Consider the following 18,906-nt stretch of genomic DNA (forward strand, 5'->3'; position numbering starts at 1 on the left):
CCCAACAAGTTATTTTAAAGTAATCAAGATAAGTATACCTTTTTGATTTTATAAAAACAAGGGCTTCGGTTTACAGCTACTGAATCATCGTCCAGAAGACAATGCTTGCTCTATTCTTTCCTTTGCATCTATTATAGCCTCTTCTGGAGTTTTTTCCCCCAATACAGCCATTCTAATCTGACTTTGTAATATATCATCTACTACTCCCCATTTAGGATGAGCCCCTATTGGCTTTGAATAGGACAGACTTTTCTCTACGGTCGACATTATTTTATCATTTTTATATACTTCTCCTATACCCTTTTTCACTGGAAAAACGCCTTGCTTATCAAGTTCTTTTTGCCCATCATCATCAGTCAGATGCTTGATAAATTTCATACACATCTCAACTTTCTTCTTATCCTCTTGCTTAAATACCCCATAGGCAGTTACAGTATTTCCCGATGATATCGGTACACCCGCCTCTCCAGTAGGAAAGTTCGCTACCCCAAAGTCAAAGCCTTTACCCATACTATTAAGTACCTTCAATACATTTACGAAGGAAGACTTGCCAGGATACACAGCGACTTTTTTATCTACCGCAAAGCTTCTCCATGCCTCCATAGGTGCATTTTCTCCAAATTCTTCTGGAGTAACTTTATGAACCAGCTTCAAATCCACTAATTTTTTCAACCCTGAAATAGCTTCTTTTCCATAGAAGCTATAGCTCCCCCTTTTATAATTTACAATCTCTCCACCATCACTTAATATTATACCCCATGCGTTGTATGCATTAGGCATTATATAGGAGTTAAATCCAAAGATATCTGCTTTCTTATCCCCATCTTTATCGTATGTTAAATCCTTTAAAGTCTTTAAAAATTCCTCGTAGGTCCAATTTCCATCTTTAGGTGGTTTAACACCTTTTTGATTGAATAAATCCAAATTCAAAAAAAGACAGTAATTTTCCATCATGTATGGGACTCCCCATATCTTTTTCTCATACTTCACAGCTGAAATAGCATTAGATTTATATTTATCAATCTCTTCCTGCGTCAAATATTCATCCAGAGGCTCCAAAGCTCCCTTTGCAATTATTTCAAAATTCGATCCGACGGGTGCTATATCTGGGCTGGAATTAGTCTTCAAAGCCGTATCTATTTCTATATGTCCAAACTCTGGATTAAGTGGCTTAAATTCAATATATATACCTGGATTTTTTCTTTCAAATTCCTTTATTTTTTTCATAATCCATGAATACTTATATCCCGTAGTAATATCTAACCTCGGATAGTCCCAAACCGTAATAATACCTTTCCACTCAATTTCTTTTACGAAAATCTTATCAACCAATTCATCAATTTTAGGCCTTATCAAAAAGTGAGGAGCAAAAAGAATAAATACTATTAGTGTCAAACAAAGAAAAAGGGTAAAAGGTCTGTACTTTATACGCATCATCGGTACACCTCCTACCCTATGTTTATTAACTTGTTTCCATGTATATTACATTTTTAGCCTAATTCCATAACCACATAATCGTGCTCGAGTAAATCAATATATAATAGCTTATTTCTAAGAAGTTCTCCCTTGCCTAGTAAGACCTTTAAAGCTTCAGAAACTTCAATAGAAGCTACCAGAGCAGGCGTAAATGATGGATTACCAAGCTCACTTTCTAGTCCACTTCCATCTTTGGTTGGATAAATTTTATCTAGGGTGTTATCCCCAGGTAAAATTGTAGACACTTGACCATACCACCCTGCTATGGCTCCATGGATCAATGGGATATTCAACTTAGATGCAGTCTCCTGCAAAAGGAATCTTGTGTTTATTCTATCTACTGCATCAATAATCAGATCATGACCCTTTATAATTCCATAGGCATTTTCCTCTGAAATTCTTTCAGTAATAGGAGTTACCTCAATTAATGGATTAACTTGTTTCATCCTCTTTTGTGCAGTCAAAGCCTTTGATTTTCCTAAAGTATCAGTCTCTGAGAGTATCTGCCTATTGAGGTTAGTCTCATCGAAAAAATCACCATCTACAGCAGTAATATTACCAATTCCTAATCTTCCAAGGAATTCAATTACATACCCACCAAGACCTCCACATCCGACTACACAGACTTTAAGTTCAGCAAGTCTTTTATTTTCCTCTTTACTTAGCATCTTCATGTTCTTTATGTATCTTTTCATTTAGCCGCCTCCTACCGGTGGAAAGATTGAAACAACGTCTCCATCATTTAATTCTACAAATAAGTCTCCATCCCTTCCATTAATCAATAGTATCGCCACATCCTCTTTATCAACATTTAATTTTTTTATTATTTTATCCGGATTAATTCCTTCCTCGGCTTCAAAGTATACTTTTTTTCCTCTACCTTCTCTTAGTGTTGCAAATAACCTTACTTCTATGCTCATTTCTATCACCTCCTGATTCTTTCAGCATATATAAATTACGTACATATCACAAATTTTCTTGACCACAGACAATCTCCACAGGAAGGGCTATAGCCATAGCAGTCCATGGCTGAATCATTTACCATATCACATCCTTCAACGAGATCACAATCAATACAGGAAGGATATAGATTGTTATGAACAGCATTTCTAAATTTGACGTACTCTTCACTATTCCAGATGCTTGCTAGGCTATTATCATTTAAATTCCCAAAGGTGTATTTATCTACAAGCTTCACCCTGCCAAATACGTATTCCTTATAGGCATGGGAAAATCTGTAACAAGGGACTACATCACCGCATGAAGATATATATGTAGTGTCATCATCCACAAAATTACATCTTCTTTCTGTCTTTAACTCGCAATTAGGAAGATATATCTTCATTCCCCTTCTAAATGAATAGTTGTTTATCTTATGAAATAGTTCTTTAATACTTTTATTCTCATATCTTGTGTAAAGGATTTTTTCCTTATTTTCATCGGATTGAGGTAATAGGTTCGAGACAATAATGGAATCTGCTTTTAAGGAATCCGCTAGATCGATTATCGGGAAAATATCGTCAATATTGTCCTTTGTAGCAACGAACTGTATATTTATTGATGGTATCCTGCTATCCTTGATTTTCTTTAGGGTAATCAGCCTCTTTAGGTTTTCTGTAATTATATTTAATTCTATACCCCTTATCCTTTGAAGTTCATCATCTAATCCATCAATAGATACAATAATTTCATCTACGTTATTAACCATAAGCTCTAATAATTCATCCTTCATTATTGTACCATTTGTGGTTATGGTTAAATAGTAATCCTTAAACCTTTCGATTGCATCATAAATTAAAGGGGAAAATGTTGGCTCCCCTATTCCACCTAAAACTATTGATTCTACTTCATCCTCACTACTTATTTGCTCGCAAATTCCATCAAATAGCTCCCTGTCCATATCGCAAAGTTTTTCATTCCAGGACTTCCTATAACAGATACTACAATCTAAATTACACTTGTTAGTAAGCTCTAAATACACTTTTTTCAATTTCATATTTATCTACCACCTATAACTAAAGGGCTTCATATTGAAGCCCTTAGGTTAATTCTATTCCATTTCTTTCTTATTCAGCCGCTGTAGCTGGTTTCATAGCCTCACCAGCAATACCTAGTTCAGCTAATTTTTCTTCAGTCGGAACTCCCTTAGTATCCCAACCTCTTTCTTCATAATACTTAGGTAAAAGTTCATCTAACTTATGAACCCATCCCTTTGACGGACCATCTGGAATCGGGTCCTTAAGTAATCTCTTAGGAAGTGTATCCTCTGAAGTATCAATACCTGCCTTTAGATTAAATAGCTTCTCTATATTCCATATTCTGTCCCCTGCTTCTAACATACTTTCAGCAGTATGGTCAGTTCCACATACAGCATTATAAAGATCTGCATAATCCTCTGCTCCTAATGCGAAGGATGTGAATAGACATAGTCCTAAAGAGTCAATAGTTGCTGTTAGGTCTTGGAATATCTTTGCCCATGTAGCCTTTCCTTCAAGTGAAAATCTATCTAGCTTCTCTGGTAGTGCTAAAATCTCTGGAGAAATTAGATAACCCCTTACATGACATCCTCCTCTGTTAGAGGTTGCATATTGAAGACCGTGACCTTGAATACCTCTTGGGTCATATGCCGGTAATTCTTGCTTCTTAACCGTCATAGATAATTCAGGTACACCATACATGTCAGTCAATCTATAAGAACCCTCTGCAAGCTTATCTCCTAAGCCATCACGTAATCCCATCTTCTTAGTCCATTCAACTACTGCGTCGGCATTACCAAATTTCAAAGGTGTTCCATCTAATTCTTCCTCTTTAATATATCCCTTTTCATAAAGCTCCATAGCAGCAGCTAATGTAGCTCCAGCTGATATTGTATCGATACCCAGCTCATTACACCAATAGTTTGCCTTTATTATCTCTCCAAGATCTGCTACTCCACAGTCAGAACCGTATGCCCAAATTGTTTCATACTCAGGTCCTCCACCTTCAATATCATCAACCTTGCAATATCTTCCACATGCGATTGGACATCGGTAGCATGCCTCTCTCTTTACTAGGTACTTTTCAGCTAATGTTTCACCACTGATTTCTTCAGCATCTTCAAAGTATGCTTCTTGGAAGTTATTCGTTGGTAATACTCCATTTTCATTGATTATGTTTACTAATACAGCTGTTCCATAAGTCGGAAGTCCCTGACCTGTTACGCCATTGTCTCTTATCTTTTTAATAGATCTTGAGAATACTTCCTTTAGCTTATCTGGATCATGAACATCGGCCTTATTACTGCTACCTTTAACAGTAATAGCCTTTAGATTCTTAGATCCCATTACAGCACCTACACCGGAACGACCTGCAGCTCTATCCTTATCATTCATTATTGCAGCAATCCTTGATAATTTTTCTCCAGCCGGCCCTATAGTAAGAACCTTAACCTTATCGTCGCACTCTTTTTCAAGAATCTCTGTTGTTTCTGAAACTACCTTGCCCCAAAGATGTGATGCATCTCGTATCTCAACCTTCTCGTCCTTAATATCTATGTACACTGGACTATCTGCCTTATCTTCTACGATTATTGCATCGTACCCAGCAAATTTCAATTCTGCTCCCCAATATCCTCCTGAGTTAGAACTCGCAACTGTTCCTGTTAATGGTGCCTTTGTTACTACCATATATCGTCCTCCAGTTGGAGTCGCAGTACCAGTCAGCGGACCACTAACTATAATAAGCTTATTTTCAGGACTTAGAGCATCTATATTTGGATCAATCTCATCACAAAGCATTTTAGTTCCTAGTCCTCTACCCCCAATAAATTTCTTTGCGTCTTCCATATTCAGTGGCTCTACTTTTGTAGTTCTTTCCTTAAGATTAATTCTTAATACCTTCCCTTTATAACCGTACATATAAATCCTCCCTTTTTTGTTTATTTACATTGTTTTTTAATGCAATACTCGTGCCAATAAAAAAACGGGTTGTCTCAGAATGACGAATTTCTGCGTTATTTGAAATTTCATCGACTTGGCACGTACACTAGTACTAGCCAAACCGCTGAAATTTCAAAACCTTGAACTTCATTCATTCTGAAACACCCCAGGACTATGCTCATAAGATTGTTTTAAGAGACATACTCAAGCAAATACCCATCGTTCCATTATGGTGCGATTTTTTTAGTTTTCGATTGTTCCATTTCGTTACATTGTTCAAATTCAGAACAGTCTATTTCATATTTATTAAGTTTCCTATATAAAGTATTTCTCCCAATACCAAGTTTTTTTGCTGTTAGAGTAATATTTCCTCTACATTTTTTTAGTACTTTTATGATATGCTCTTTTTCAACCTGCTCCAGTTTGTAACAGTCATCATTGTTTTCACTAAAAACTTGCTTCATATGCAATTCAGTATCTTTCCTATTTATGTCTAGTGGTATATATTCAGTATTTATAACAAGTTCAATAAAGTTCTCTAATTCCCTTACATTACCGGGCCATTCGTAATTCATTAAGTTCTTCATATGTTCCTCTGATATAACTACCCTTTTTTTGTTAAGTCTCCTAGAAATTCTATTCATAAAATATTCAATTAATAAAGGTAAATCCTCTTTTCTTTGCCTCAAAGGAATAAGTCTAAGGGGTAAAACATTTAACCTGTAAAATAAATCCTTTCTAAAGTTCCCCTTTTTAACTTCTTCGGTTAAATCCTTGTTTGTGGCCGCTATTATTCTAACGTTCACTACAATCTCATCGGAGCTACCTACTCTATTTACGGTACCTTCCTCAATTACTCTAAGTAGTCTCGTCTGCATATCTAGGGGCATTTCTCCAATCTCGTCTAAAAATATGGTACCTCCATCGGCAATTTCAAATTTTCCAGGCTGTCCACCTTGCTTTGCTCCTGTGAAAGCTCCTTCTTCATATCCAAATAATTCTGATTCGATTAGATTCTTAGGTATGGCACCACAATTCAAAGCTATAAATGGTTCTTCTCTCCTGTAACTGTGATTATGTATAGCTTGTGCAAATATTTCTTTACCGGTACCACTCTCACCCATGATTAGTATTGTGGACTTACTATCGGCTACTTTTTTTGCAAATTCAATCGTTCTCAAAAATCCTTTATTTTTGCCGATTATTTTATCGAAGGTGTATATCGCTTGTCTTCCCATAATTTTGTTTGCAAGCTTTCGAACCTTCTTGACCTCTTTAAATACAAGTATTATGTTTATTACATTTTGTCTATCATCTAGTATTGGGTATGCACTAAGGCTAAATTGCAGCTTGTTTCTCCGTGATTTTACAAAAACGTCCTCATCTAAAAAAGTATCCAACCCACATAGGGTATCCTTTACCTTTTCCCAACCTTCGAATAGATTCCAAACCTTTATTTTTTTCATTTCCTCATCGTTGTACCCAAACATCTTCATAACGTAACTGTTGACTGACTTTATATTCCCCTCTAAATCAGCAGTCATTATCCCTGCAGGTATTGAATCCATAATGGTTTCAGTATAGATCTTGGCCATTTTGAGATCTTCATTGTATTTTTTTATATAAAGCATTTTTTCTATTGCGTTGGCAGCTGCAACAACCATCCCAAGGGTATGAGAATGTACATTTTCACTATACCCTGTAAGATCTAATGATCCTATTATTCTTCCTTCAAAGTCCCTTATGGGCGCTCCTGAGCAGGTCCATCTATGATAGGCATTGATAAAATGTTCCTTTCCCGACACCTGTACCGGTGATTCTTCTGCTAAGGCCGTCCCCATAGCATTTGTCCCAATGTTTCCTTCATCCATGTAAGCACCAGGGATCATCTTTAAAGAAAATGCTTCTGATAAAATATCTTCATCACCTATAACGCTTAGTATACATCCCTCTTCATCAGTCAGTATAGAAAAGAAATTTGATCCCTTAACGAAGTTATATAATTGATTCATAAAAGGCTCTGCTGCTATAATCAATTCTCTCTTTTCTTCTAGCTTCTTCTGCAGTTTTTCTCTATCAATGATCTTCTTACTATATATTATATCAGGCTCAACACCCATGTCTTTGCACCTTTCATGGGAATCTGCTATCCAATATTTAGTTGTATCATTAGTTAATTTGTCCATGATAAAAGCCCCCTTACTATGGATACAATTTAATTTTATCATATTTTTATTAGGCTAATCAGAATTTTCTGCAGTTTATAGGTGTATGAAATAAAAAATAAACCGCAACTTCATGTATTATTGAAGTTACGGTTTATAATTCTCATTCTTTTTTGGTAAGAATATTTGTTTATTATTCTACTACCTTTATTTCATCATCTACTTTTATCTTTCCACCCTTTAGTACCTTAGTAAAGATACCTTCCTTAGGCATTATACACTGGCCTACTTGGTGAAGAATAGCACAGCCTGTATGACATTCCTTACCTATCTGAGTAACTTCGTGGAGAGTCTCGCCGATTTGCAGCTTAGTTCCAACTGGTAGGTCATAAAGATTTATACCTTCAGTAGTAAGATTCTCTGCAAACTTCCCACTACATAGGCCTTCTATACCCATTTCTTTCATCTTATTTATACTTTCTACCCCAAGAAGACTTACCTGTCTATGCCACTTACCAGCATGGGCATCACCTTCTAATCCAAAATCTTCTATAAAGTTTCCTTCAGGTATATTTTCCTTAGGCACTCCCTTAGTCTCACTTATACTTATTGCAATTACCTTTGCCACTTAAAGCTCCCCTTCCCTTATATATTCACCAGATTTGCCGCCTGTTTTCTTTACAAGCCTTATATTTTCTATAACCATATCCTTATCAACAGCCTTGCACATATCATAAATAGTTAGAGCGGTAGTTGATACGGAATTTAATGCTTCCATTTCGATTCCTGTTTTACCAATAGTTTTAACCTCTGATTCAATGTGAATTGCATTATTTTCTTCGTCAATCTCAAACCTTATATCAGCACCAGTAATGAATATATTATGGCACATAGGTATCACTTCACTAGTCTTTTTAGCACCCATTATTCCGGCTACCTGGGCAACCGATAGAACATCTCCCTTTTTCATTTGACCCTCAATAATCATTTTTAGGGTATTACTATTCATCTTTATGGTGCCTCTAGCAATAGCAACTCTTTTCGTATCGTTTTTATCTCCAACCTCAACCATCTTGGCCTTTCCGCTTTCGTTAAAGTGTGTGAACTCCATACTAGCCTCCTATTTGATACATATTCCTTATTACTGGTTCATATTCTAAATCGTTAATTGTGTGCTCCTTTGGTTTAGATTCAACAGCTAGCTTTAAAATATCTAAAAGCTTAAGATCTTGTTCAAGTAAGCTTCTTATATTTATTTCATAATTTGAATGAAGACAGGGCTTAATCTTCCCATCCGCTGTAATTCTAACTCTATTACAACTTGAACAAAAATGGCTGCTAATAGGGTTTATAAGTCCAATTCGCCCCTTACCATTAGGTAGTTTATAGTATTTAGCTGGACTTCCTTTATCATCTTTACATAATGGCATGAGCTCTGGAAATCTCTCTAAAACCGTTGTATTCGGTATGAAATTCTCTTTAGCCCATGTACTTGCTTGTCCTAAAGGCATAAGCTCTATAAATCTTACATCTATATTTTCGTCCCTAGTTAAATTTACGAAATCATTAATCTCGTCGTCGTTAAAACCACCGATCAAAACAATGTTAAGTTTAATAGGAACCAGACCAACTCTCTTAGCTTCTTCAATTCCCTCTAGAACATCTGCTATATTACCGCCTCTAGTTATTTTTTCATACTTGTCCTTGTCAAGGGTATCAATGCTTATGTTGACTCTATTTAAACCTGCATCCTTAAGCTCCCTTGCATATTTCTTTAATAATATGCCATTCGTAGTCATTGCTATATCTTTAATTTCCTGAACTCGAGAAATCTTTCCTACAAGCTCTATGATTCCCTTTCTGATTAAGGGCTCTCCTCCAGTAATTCTTACCTTATTAATTCCGATTTTAGCACCCTCACGTACTATTTCTTCAATTTCTTCTATCCTCAAGATATCCTTATGGTCTTTTTTACACAGACCCTCTTCTGGCATACAGTATCTGCACCTCAGATTACATAAATCCGTTACAGAAATTCTGAGATAGTTTATTTTTCTTCCTATATTATCTAACATGTCAGTACCTCCTTCGTTTGAGGTTATAGTTAGGTCTACAGCTTCCTATGTGTTAAAAACAGATTACTCTTCCTGGCTCTTCTATTTCATAGCCTCCAAGTTTGAGAAGTTTTTCAGCAAATTCTTCTGACTTTAATGTTTCGATAAATTCTTTGATTTTCTCATCCTCTAAGAACTCTGTTAACAAAACAAAATCATATTCTTCTTCACCTATTGGTATAAAATCTAGGCCCATGGCCTCTGCCGATGACTTTATACCCAATCCAGCATCGGCTGTACCCGATAGAACTGCTGAAGCAACTGTCATATGTGTTGTCATTTCTCTGTCATATCCAGTTATACTATTGCTATCGACTCCTAACTCCTTAAGCTTAAAATCTAATAGTATCCTCGTTCCAGAGCCTTTTTGTCTATTTACAAAAACTATATCTTCTCTTGTCAAATCTTCTATAGAATTAATATTCTTAGGATTATTCTTCTTCACCATTAATCCCTGTAATCTCTTTACTCCCTTTACAAGGGAAATATCTATATTCTTTAAATATTTCTTTACATATTCAGTATTGTAGGTTCCAGTTTTTTCATCTAGAAGATGTACTGGTGCTATATGCGCTTCGCCCCTTCTCATGGCCATAATTCCACCTAGACTGCCAACATGGGCCGATGACAGATTAACATCCCTATGCTTTTCGTGTATCATATTTGCAAGTATATCCATTATTATATCATGACTTCCTATGGAAACAATCGTATTATTTATACTCTCTAAATCCTTGAGCAGCTCAATCTTTATTTCTTCTCCAGCATCTATTCCTTCTAGTTTTTTAGGAATTCTTGCTATACCGTCGGCCTTAACAAGGGACATCGTCACACCTGCACCTCTATTTAATGGTGTAGCTATTAACTTACCCTTAACCTTGCCTAGCTTCATCTTAACAAACTCTAGATGCTTTAACGAAGACATTAGACGCTTTGATAAAACAGCATCTACAGAGTTTCCTTTGAACTCTTTACAACTTCTATACTTATATATCAATGGTTTAACAAATGCCTCAAAAACGATATATGCCGAAACGGGATATCCAGGAATCCCAATTACCGGTTTACCATTAACCTTTCCTAATATTGCAGGCTTACCAGGTTTTATAGCCACTCCATGTATGATCAGCTTCCCAATCTCCTCAATAATCTTTGAGGTATAATCTTCGGTACCAGCAGATGACCCAGCATTAATTACAACTATATCGTTTTCCTGGACTGCATTCAGAATTTTACTCTTTATTAGCTCGTATTCATCTGGAACTGGCTTATATCTTGTAGGGACTCCTCCATAATTTTTAACCATTGCTTCAAACATTCTTGAATTTGAATCTATTATCTTGCCAGGAGCTATCTCTTCCTCAGGCTCAATTATCTCTGTACCAGTAGGAATTATACCTACCTTAACTTTCTTAATAGCGTCTATTTCTAAAATACCACCACATAGCAATGCACCTATATCCATTGGGGTTATTCTATGATAAGCAGGAACTATCATTTCACTAGCGACAATATCCTCTCCCATGGGCCTAACATGCTGCCACGGAGAGGCTGCCTTAATTATTTGCACCGTTTCCTCATCTACGGGGATAACATCCTCTATCATAATCACCGAGTCATAGGGATCTTCAATAACATCTCCCGTATCTATAAATATATAATCTCTATTAAGCTTAAGCTTCTTAGGATTTCTCTCATCGGTACCATAGGTTTCCTTGGCTTTCACTGCTATGCCATCCATTGCAGATGCATTGAAAAACGGAGAAGAAATTCTCGCAAACACAGGCTTGGTAGTAATTCTATCAAGTGAATCGTATACACTTACAGTCTCAGTTTCTCTATTTTTTATTGATTCCTCTATCTCTTTAAAGAAAAGCTCTTTTGCTTCCTCAAGCTCAACATTAGAAAGATAAACATTTCTCTCAAACTTACTCATTGGAAACACCCTCCAACATAACGTATTGAACACCTTTATTTATAAGTGCTTTCTAAATCGGGATTACTTTTACTAATTCTCCCTGCATAACTCCTTCTTTATCCGTATCTATTTTTATATATCCCTTTGCCTTTGACATTAGGGTAATCATTCCTGACTTGCCGAAAATAGGCTTTGCCACGTATTCTCCATCTTTTTTTTCAATGGTAACCATTTGATAGGTCTCTTTACCCTGGGCCGAATGGATATTCGATGTAAATTTAGCTTCGATTGAACTCTCCATTTCTAAGTCAATTCCCTGAATATAATTTATCAAATACTCTACAAATACTTTGAAAACTATCATTGCAGATACGGGTTGTCCTGGCAATCCAAAAACGGCTTTACCTTTAACCTTTGAAAGTATTGTAGGTTTTCCAGGCTTTATAGCAACACCGTGTACAAAGACCCCTGGTTCTCCAATTATATTTATAACCTTACTAGTTATATCCTTAGTACCTACAGAACTTCCACCGGATATAATCACAATATCATTATTATCTACTGCTTCTACCGCAGTAGCCTTTAAAAGCTCGAATTCATCCTTTACAACTACTTTTTTTGTCACAACACATCCTGCTACCTCAGCCATAGAAGCTAGGGTATAGGTATTAATATCTCTTATCTGACCCAGTCTTACTTCTTCACTAGGTCCTACTATTTCATCGCCCGTTGATATGATAGCAATGGATGGTAACTTATACACCTTAATTCTATCAACCCCAATAGAAGATAGAACTCCTATATCCTGTGGCCTCAGCTTCAAGCCCTCATATAAAACCTTCTCATCTTTTCCTATATCGTCACCGATATCAATAATGTTCTCCTTATTCGCTACGGGTCTGTATATAGCAATGTTCTCTTCATCCAGCTTTTCTGTATATTCAACCATAACTACAGCATCGGCCCCATCGGGAATCATTCCTCCCGTAGGTACATAACAAGCCTTATCTGCGGAGAGGCTTTTATCCGCGGGCTTACCCATATGGACTTCTCCAATTGTCTCCATAAAGGCAGGCAAACTTTCACTTGCCCCATGGATATCCTTTGAAAGAACTGCATATCCATCTACTGTAGATCTTCTAAAGTGAGGAACATTTACATTCGAATATACATCATGGGCTAAAACCCTTCCAACAGCCTTAGATATATCAATTTCTTCATTTTCCAATTTATAATCTTTAAAATGTTTTGTCAATTCTTTTTTTGCATCCTCTACACTATGCACTCTAAACATTTTCATAGGCCACACCTCTTATAAGTTCTAAATTACAACTAACTTTTGAGTTCTTTCTATATATACAAAGACAAAAACCTTTTCGTTTCATCCTTCTGAGGATTTGATATCAACTTCTCTGATTTTCCACACTCGACTACTTTTCCTTTATCCATAAATATAACCTCATCACATAGTCGTTTAGCTTGTCCCATATTGTGGGTTATAATAATGGCAGTCATGCCCTTTTCAGTATTCCTCTTAGCTATTACTTTCTCAATTAACTCTATCGAATTCGGATCAATATTTGCAGTTGGTTCATCAAGCAACAGAATCTCCGGCTCAAATACCAAAGCTCTTGCTAAAGCAACCTTTTGAGACTCACCACCGGATAAACTTGTAGCAAGCTGAGAACTTAAATCAGATATCCCGAGCTCCTTCATTATTTCATTAACTTTGTCCTCTATATCCCTTTTATCATATTTTCTAATCTTCAATGGATACGAAATATTATTAAATACAGATGTTCTCAAAAGATATGGTCTTTGACTCATATAAGTAATATTCTTTAATATTTCATCATTTAATGGATTCTCATTATAAAGTGTTTTTCCCCTTGAAGAATCTTCAAGACCTGCAACTATCTTTAGCATCGTACTCTTTCCAGCACCATTTGGTCCAATAACCCCATACACCCTACCCTTTTCCAAGGTCATATTCTCGATATTTACTACTGTTCTTTCGCCATAAATCTTAACTAAGCCCTCTATCCTAATATCCATCTTTAGTCTCCTACTACGTATTTAAATAATACTGAATTTGTAATAAAAGAAATAGTTAGTAAAACAAGTCCCATGGCTATTGAAGTGGAATAGTTTCCCATACTATTATTCATTGCAATAAAAGAGGTCATAACCCTTGTATGCCCCTTTATATTTCCTCCTACTATCATTACTGCACCAACTTCTGATATAGCTCTTCCGAAGCCGGTTACAACTGCAATTAGTATATTTATTCTCATTTCTCTAACTAATAAAATTAAAGTGTCCCACCTATTTCCTCCAAGGGTTTTGCAAATTTGCTTTATTGCATGTCCTTGATCCTTAGAGTTGTTAAAGATAATGCCTGTAACAATAGGTGTAACTAATAAAGTTTGTGCAATAATCATAGCAGCAGGAGTAAACAACAGACTAAAATGGCCTAATGGCCCTCTTCTTGAAATAATAACAGCAACAACCAATCCTACCACTACTGGAGGCAGGCTCATAAAGGTATATAAAAACCTTGTAAATACTCTTTTAAATCTAAACTTTTTTAAGCCAAGAAAAATTCCAAGTGGAATCCCTATCAAAGATGAGATAAGTGTAGAAGTAAAGGACACATATATCGATAAAAATATTATTGAATACACTTCTCTATCAAGGGATAGAAGAAGTTTGATCCCCTCAGCAAATCCATCTACTATATGTCCCATACTCTACACCTCCATTTCTCTGCTGTCTGCTAATCTCTTAAGTCATATTACTTAAGTTTAAAATTATATAGTATTTTCCTAGTAACTAGCGGCTAGAAACTAGTTGCTACTTCCCATTTGGCGTAAACAAAGGTTGTCCAAATTTTTCTTTTCCAAATTCACCTATAAGCTTCTGCGTTTCTTCGGATAATAGCCACTCTACAAATGCCTTAGCACCTTCACTGTTAATCTTATCGTTTTTGTCAGGATTTACAGGAATAACACCATACTGATTAAATAGTTTAGAATCACCCTCAACAACTACTTCTAGTTCAATTTTATCCTTCATAGAAAGATACGTCGCTCTATCTGACATTGTATAAGCAAGCATTTCATTAGTCATTTGTATAACCTTGCCCATACCTTCACCAGCTGAAACATACCAATCACCTTTAGGCTCTACTCTTGCCTCTTCCCAGAATTTCTTTTCCTTTTTGTGGGTTCCTGAATCGTCTCCCCTAGAAACAAATTTGCCATTTCCTTCACTTAATATCTTAAATGCCTCTATAACATTGCTTTTTGCCTTTTCAGATAACTTTGCTGGATCATCTTTTGGTCCTAGGATTACAAAGTCATTATACATTACATCTGATCTCTCAGTTCCATGTCCTTCTTCAACAAACTTTTCTTCACTACTCTTTGCATGAACTAATAAAACGTCGGCTTCACCATCTCTTCCCATTTGAAGAGCTTTTCCAGTTCCTACAGCAACTACCTTTGCCTCTATACCAGTCTTTTCTTTAAAGTTAGGAAGAATATAAGCTAAAAGCCCGCTATTCTCTGTACTTGTTGTAGTCGCCAATATTATGCTTCCATTATCCTTTACTTCTTTAGATTCTTCAGTAGCCTTTGTTTCTTCTGTAGCTTTTACTTCTTCTGCAGCCTTCGGTTCCTCAGTAGCACTTTGCTTTTCAACAGCCTTATTTGCACATCCTGCAAACCCTACAAGCGCTAAAGTAACAATTAGTACCCCAATTAATATTTTGCTTATCCCCTTCATAGTTTCCCTCCTAAGTTTTCTTTTGCTTTTTAAGGAAAAATATTTAATGGCTTTCAAAAAAATAAAAATGTATTTTGAATGCCGGCATTATCAAACTACAAATTTTTAAATTTTGAGTTCAAATAAAAAAACATTCCTCTTGAAAGGAATGTTTTAAAACCATTAATCTTTTCCTTTCCAAACATGGGAGGCATAAAGATTTCTCCTTATACCCATCGGTCTATAATTCATAGTCTAATCCTTAGAATTAGAGACTCGGAAAATAAATATGTACTTCAATATGTGACAAAATTATATCACATTCTTACCCCTTGTACAACTCAATAATAGTCTGTATTTTTCAAAAATTCATTATTTAGGATTATTTATCTTTCATTGCCTTTAAATAATAAGTATATTAATATAAGATGTATAGTAATTCATAATAAATCATTCTTCATATAGGAGGGTAACATATGTTTAAAGTAGGTATTATAACTGCCAGCGATAAGGGTTCAAGGGGTGAGCGAGAAGATAAAAGTGGAGAATTAATTAAAGAAATTATGTCGGCCAATGGTTATGAGGTCGCTAGGTGGGAAATACTTCCCGATGAAAGAAGGCTTATTTCGGAAGAGCTTATAAATATGTCTGATAATCTTAATATAGATTTAATTCTTACAACGGGTGGAACGGGCTTTTCTCCAAGGGATTGGACTCCTGAAGCTACATTAGATGTAATTGATAGACAAGCACCTGGAATATCAGAGGCTATGAGATATTATAGTCTTCAGATTACTCCTAAGGCCATGCTTAGCAGAAGTGTTTCTGGAATTAGAGGTGAAACTTTAATAATTAATCTCCCTGGAAGTCCTAAAGCTGTTAAGGAAAATTTAGAATTCATATTACCCGCTTTGAAACATGGACTTGAGATTTTAAAGGGTATTGCTGGTGAGTGTGCTAGAAAATAGACTTAAAGTGGGCGTCTCAGAATGGCGAATTTCTGCGTTATTTGAAATTTCGACGACTTGGCACGTACGTTAGTACTAGCCAAACCGTCGAAACTTTAAAACCTTAACCCCGGATTATTTATAGAAAATTTAAAAGGGTGCAAGTAGTTTTGATTCTAAGACTTTCATCAAGTTCGAAGGCATACCTACGCCGTACGTCGAGAATTTGATGGATGTCTTAGAATTAAAAGGACGTAGCAGAGTTTTAAATTTTCTATGAATAACCCGGGGTTGACTTCACTCATTCTGAAACGCCCTGTGGCTGTATTCAATGAGACAGCCTTTTTTCCTATACTAGCATATATAACTTGTTTTATACAATCAATTATCACTACAGATATTTCCTCATAACTATGCCATCTTCATTATAGTCACTTTGTTTGTTATATTCAAAAAAGCTTTCTATTCGTAAAATCTCTTGAAAGCTGTTATCCTTATATATTTTTCTAGCCCTTTTCCACTTTTCAGAAACTATTAATATTATGCTTTTTAGATTATTGTTTGTAGTTACTATATATTTAGAAAACTCTTCAAACATTAGCTTGCCTAATTGTTTCCCCCGATATTTAGGACTTACTCCCATTGATGATATATATAATTCAGTTCCATTATTCCTATGGGATTCTTTTATAGAGTGTCCTAGTTTAAAGTCCTTCTCAGCAATATCGTCTTTATATTCCCAAAGCTCCGAACTTAAGTATCCTATAGTCTCATTCCCATATTCCATTATAAAAAAACCCTTATGGAATACATTAATTCGTTCAAGGAAAACCTCGCTTTTTTCACAGATTTCTAAATCGAAGGAGGATGTCTCTATTCTCATTATATCTTCTATATCATTATCATTTGCTAGTCTGAATTCAATTTTTCTAAAATCCATGTTATTCCTCCTTTAGCAACCTATCAACAAATATATGGTTACGACTTAATGTCTAGTCACCTATTGTTACTCTTACGCTTTTTCTTCGTTACTATTTAACAACAAGGGTCTTAATTATTGCAAAACACTCTCTTACATGATGATTTGGAATTATGTACAAAGGAGTCTTAGCTGGTAAACCAGTAGCTTCGAATCCTAGTCTACGTGCTATCAGCTTCGCTCTAAACAAATGAAAATCATTACTTGATATTGCAACCTTTATATTATCTCGAGAATCAACTATATCAATAATGTCCTTTGCATACTTTATATTCTCATAGGTGCTTCTTGATTTCTCTTCTTTAAATATCATATCCTTACTAAATCCATGATCAATAAGATACTTTTCCATAACATAGGCTTCAGAAAATTTTTCATCCTTACCTTTTCCACCGCACAGTATGAGCTTTTGATTATAATTACTTTCTTTTGTAAATTTAATAACGGTATCAAGGCGATATTTTAATTCTAATGATGGCCTATCATCAATTATTCCCGCTCCCAAAATCAAAATATAATCGACATCTTTTGTGTCATTGACATATGCTCCGGTTATTATCATACTTTCAACTATTATAAAGGATATAAGTATTATAATTATACCTATATTTACTAGTTTTTCAACGTTGCTTCTTATATAGAGGTTATTATATTTTCTAAGAAATCCGTGTACGAGCAAAATTACGCCCAATGCCAATATTACTTTCAAACCAAAATAAAAACCCCATCCCAATGACAAACCAAAAAAGCAATACAGAATACATAGAACCCCTATAGCAATTATTAAACTATTATAGTGCATCCCTATACGACTCCCTTTTCTTTTTAAATATTTCCTCAATCAATATCTCCTTTTTCATCTCAATACTGCTATTACTCAGACTATCATTTTAAGTAATTCGTCATCAATTATAGTTCCCCTCTATTTTTTACATTTTTTTCTAAAAAAAAGAACCTCTATGACAATATCTTTATCATAAAAGTCCCTTTGTTTTATATTGATTTTTGAGCCTGTTATAGATAAACAACATTAAGATTTAAAATAAATTTCAGAGAAAATAATGAACGCTTCTACATTTTTTCTTTGAAATTTATTAAACTTTAAAGTTGCTTATCTCTAATTAATTTTTATGTCTTCATCCCATTCTTGTTCAAAGCCAAAGAATGTCATTTCCCGTAGGCAATGGGCAATAATGTTTGGATAACTAAGCTTTTTTAGAGTTCTTTCACAAATATAGTATCCTAACCACTCATCAAAGCTAGCTGCAACTAATGAGTATCCCTCTCCTTTGTCATCTCTTCCTGAGACATCAAAGTATATTGCCATATCATTTTCATCAAACTTATCGACACAATGAGCCTCACCATCTTCATCCTCTTGAAAAGCCTTTATGTATATATAAATATTTTTATCATTGAAACTTGGAGTAAATCCCACTAATTCTCCATAGAGCCTTTCAAAATTATGAATAGTTTTTTCATCTTCTATGTTATAGTGCCGCATTAAGCATTTCCATACATCTTGAAAATCAGTGTTCATTATCAAATCATTTAGTGTACTCATTTTTCACCTCTATATTTTTTAATAATTAACTTCACCTAGATTACCTACGGAGATTTCAAAT

Annotated in this window: 18 protein-coding genes and 1 riboswitch; of the genes, 1 reads left to right on the forward strand and 17 read right to left on the reverse strand. The window is 35.2% G+C overall.

The features are described from left to right. Positions 1 to 84: 84 nt before the first annotated feature. The 14 genes from R9X47_RS06390 to R9X47_RS06455 all read right to left on the reverse strand — a co-directional run bounded on the left by R9X47_RS06390 (position 85) and on the right by R9X47_RS06455 (position 15,376). Positions 85 to 1,437: an extracellular solute-binding protein gene (locus R9X47_RS06390; protein ID WP_432665906.1), complete on the reverse strand. Its 1,353-nt coding sequence runs from the start codon at positions 1,435 to 1,437 to the stop codon at positions 85 to 87. A gap of 53 nt (positions 1,438 to 1,490) precedes the next feature. Further along, positions 1,491 to 2,171, reverse strand: coding sequence for a HesA/MoeB/ThiF family protein (locus tag R9X47_RS06395; RefSeq protein ID WP_432665907.1), 681 nt, complete (start codon positions 2,169 to 2,171; stop codon positions 1,491 to 1,493). Further along, complete coding sequence (locus R9X47_RS06400) at positions 2,172 to 2,396, reverse strand: MoaD/ThiS family protein (protein ID WP_432665908.1); 225 nt, start codon at positions 2,394 to 2,396, stop codon at positions 2,172 to 2,174. A 35-nt stretch (positions 2,397 to 2,431) separates the two neighbouring features. Further along, entirely contained in the window at positions 2,432 to 3,472 is a 1,041-nt protein-coding gene (locus R9X47_RS06405; RefSeq protein ID WP_432665910.1) for a tungsten cofactor oxidoreductase radical SAM maturase, read from the reverse strand. 70 nt (positions 3,473 to 3,542) lie between these two features. Then, positions 3,543 to 5,372: an aldehyde ferredoxin oxidoreductase family protein gene (locus R9X47_RS06410; RefSeq protein WP_432665911.1), complete on the reverse strand. Its 1,830-nt coding sequence runs from the start codon at positions 5,370 to 5,372 to the stop codon at positions 3,543 to 3,545. 248 nt (positions 5,373 to 5,620) lie between these two features. After that, a complete protein-coding gene (locus tag R9X47_RS06415; RefSeq protein ID WP_432667592.1) occupies positions 5,621 to 7,582 on the reverse strand; it encodes a sigma-54-dependent Fis family transcriptional regulator in 1,962 nt (653 codons plus the stop codon). A 169-nt stretch (positions 7,583 to 7,751) separates the two neighbouring features. Continuing rightward, positions 7,752 to 8,186, reverse strand: coding sequence for an MOSC domain-containing protein (locus R9X47_RS06420; RefSeq protein WP_432665912.1), 435 nt, complete (start codon positions 8,184 to 8,186; stop codon positions 7,752 to 7,754). Continuing rightward, the gene (gene moaC, locus R9X47_RS06425) at positions 8,187 to 8,669 is read right to left on the reverse strand and encodes a cyclic pyranopterin monophosphate synthase MoaC (protein ID WP_432665913.1); all 483 of its coding nucleotides are present in this window, start codon (positions 8,667 to 8,669) and stop codon (positions 8,187 to 8,189) included. It lies immediately after the preceding gene. 1 nt (position 8,670) lies between these two features. Then, entirely contained in the window at positions 8,671 to 9,633 is a 963-nt protein-coding gene (gene moaA, locus R9X47_RS06430; protein ID WP_432665914.1) for a GTP 3',8-cyclase MoaA, read from the reverse strand. A gap of 52 nt (positions 9,634 to 9,685) precedes the next feature. After that, entirely contained in the window at positions 9,686 to 11,608 is a 1,923-nt protein-coding gene (locus R9X47_RS06435) for a molybdopterin biosynthesis protein (protein ID WP_432665915.1), read from the reverse strand. A 52-nt stretch (positions 11,609 to 11,660) separates the two neighbouring features. Next, complete coding sequence (locus R9X47_RS06440; RefSeq protein WP_432665916.1) at positions 11,661 to 12,890, reverse strand: molybdopterin molybdotransferase MoeA; 1,230 nt, start codon at positions 12,888 to 12,890, stop codon at positions 11,661 to 11,663. A 50-nt stretch (positions 12,891 to 12,940) separates the two neighbouring features. After that, complete coding sequence (locus R9X47_RS06445) at positions 12,941 to 13,645, reverse strand: ABC transporter ATP-binding protein (RefSeq protein WP_432665917.1); 705 nt, start codon at positions 13,643 to 13,645, stop codon at positions 12,941 to 12,943. A gap of 2 nt (positions 13,646 to 13,647) precedes the next feature. Continuing rightward, positions 13,648 to 14,337 (reverse strand): ABC transporter permease, encoded by a 690-nt coding sequence (locus R9X47_RS06450; protein ID WP_432665918.1) that lies wholly within the window; start codon positions 14,335 to 14,337, stop codon positions 13,648 to 13,650. A 106-nt stretch (positions 14,338 to 14,443) separates the two neighbouring features. Then, on the reverse strand, positions 14,444 to 15,376 hold the full coding sequence (locus R9X47_RS06455) for an extracellular solute-binding protein (RefSeq protein ID WP_432665919.1): 933 nt from the start codon (positions 15,374 to 15,376) through the stop codon (positions 14,444 to 14,446). A 154-nt stretch (positions 15,377 to 15,530) separates the two neighbouring features. Continuing rightward, positions 15,531 to 15,649: riboswitch (molybdenum cofactor riboswitch) on the reverse strand. Positions 15,650 to 15,831: 182 nt separating this feature from the next. Here R9X47_RS06455 and R9X47_RS06460 point away from each other — a divergent pair. Then, complete coding sequence (locus R9X47_RS06460) at positions 15,832 to 16,323, forward strand: MogA/MoaB family molybdenum cofactor biosynthesis protein (RefSeq protein ID WP_432665920.1); 492 nt, start codon at positions 15,832 to 15,834, stop codon at positions 16,321 to 16,323. A gap of 370 nt (positions 16,324 to 16,693) precedes the next feature. On the opposite strand, the gene R9X47_RS06465 is transcribed toward R9X47_RS06460, so the two are convergent. From R9X47_RS06465 to R9X47_RS06475, 3 genes are all read right to left on the reverse strand, one after another. Then, positions 16,694 to 17,242, reverse strand: a complete 549-nt coding sequence (locus tag R9X47_RS06465) for a GNAT family N-acetyltransferase (protein ID WP_432665921.1) — start codon at positions 17,240 to 17,242, stop codon at positions 16,694 to 16,696. A gap of 91 nt (positions 17,243 to 17,333) precedes the next feature. After that, positions 17,334 to 18,083, reverse strand: a complete 750-nt coding sequence (locus tag R9X47_RS06470; RefSeq protein ID WP_432665922.1) for a YdcF family protein — start codon at positions 18,081 to 18,083, stop codon at positions 17,334 to 17,336. Positions 18,084 to 18,398: 315 nt separating this feature from the next. Further along, on the reverse strand, positions 18,399 to 18,845 hold the full coding sequence (locus R9X47_RS06475) for a DUF6557 family protein (RefSeq protein WP_432665923.1): 447 nt from the start codon (positions 18,843 to 18,845) through the stop codon (positions 18,399 to 18,401). Positions 18,846 to 18,906 lie beyond the last annotated feature (61 nt).

It is taken from the genome of Wukongibacter baidiensis (assembly GCF_050888315.1).
GTDB classification, from domain to species: domain Bacteria; phylum Bacillota; class Clostridia; order Peptostreptococcales; family Caminicellaceae; genus Wukongibacter; species Wukongibacter baidiensis.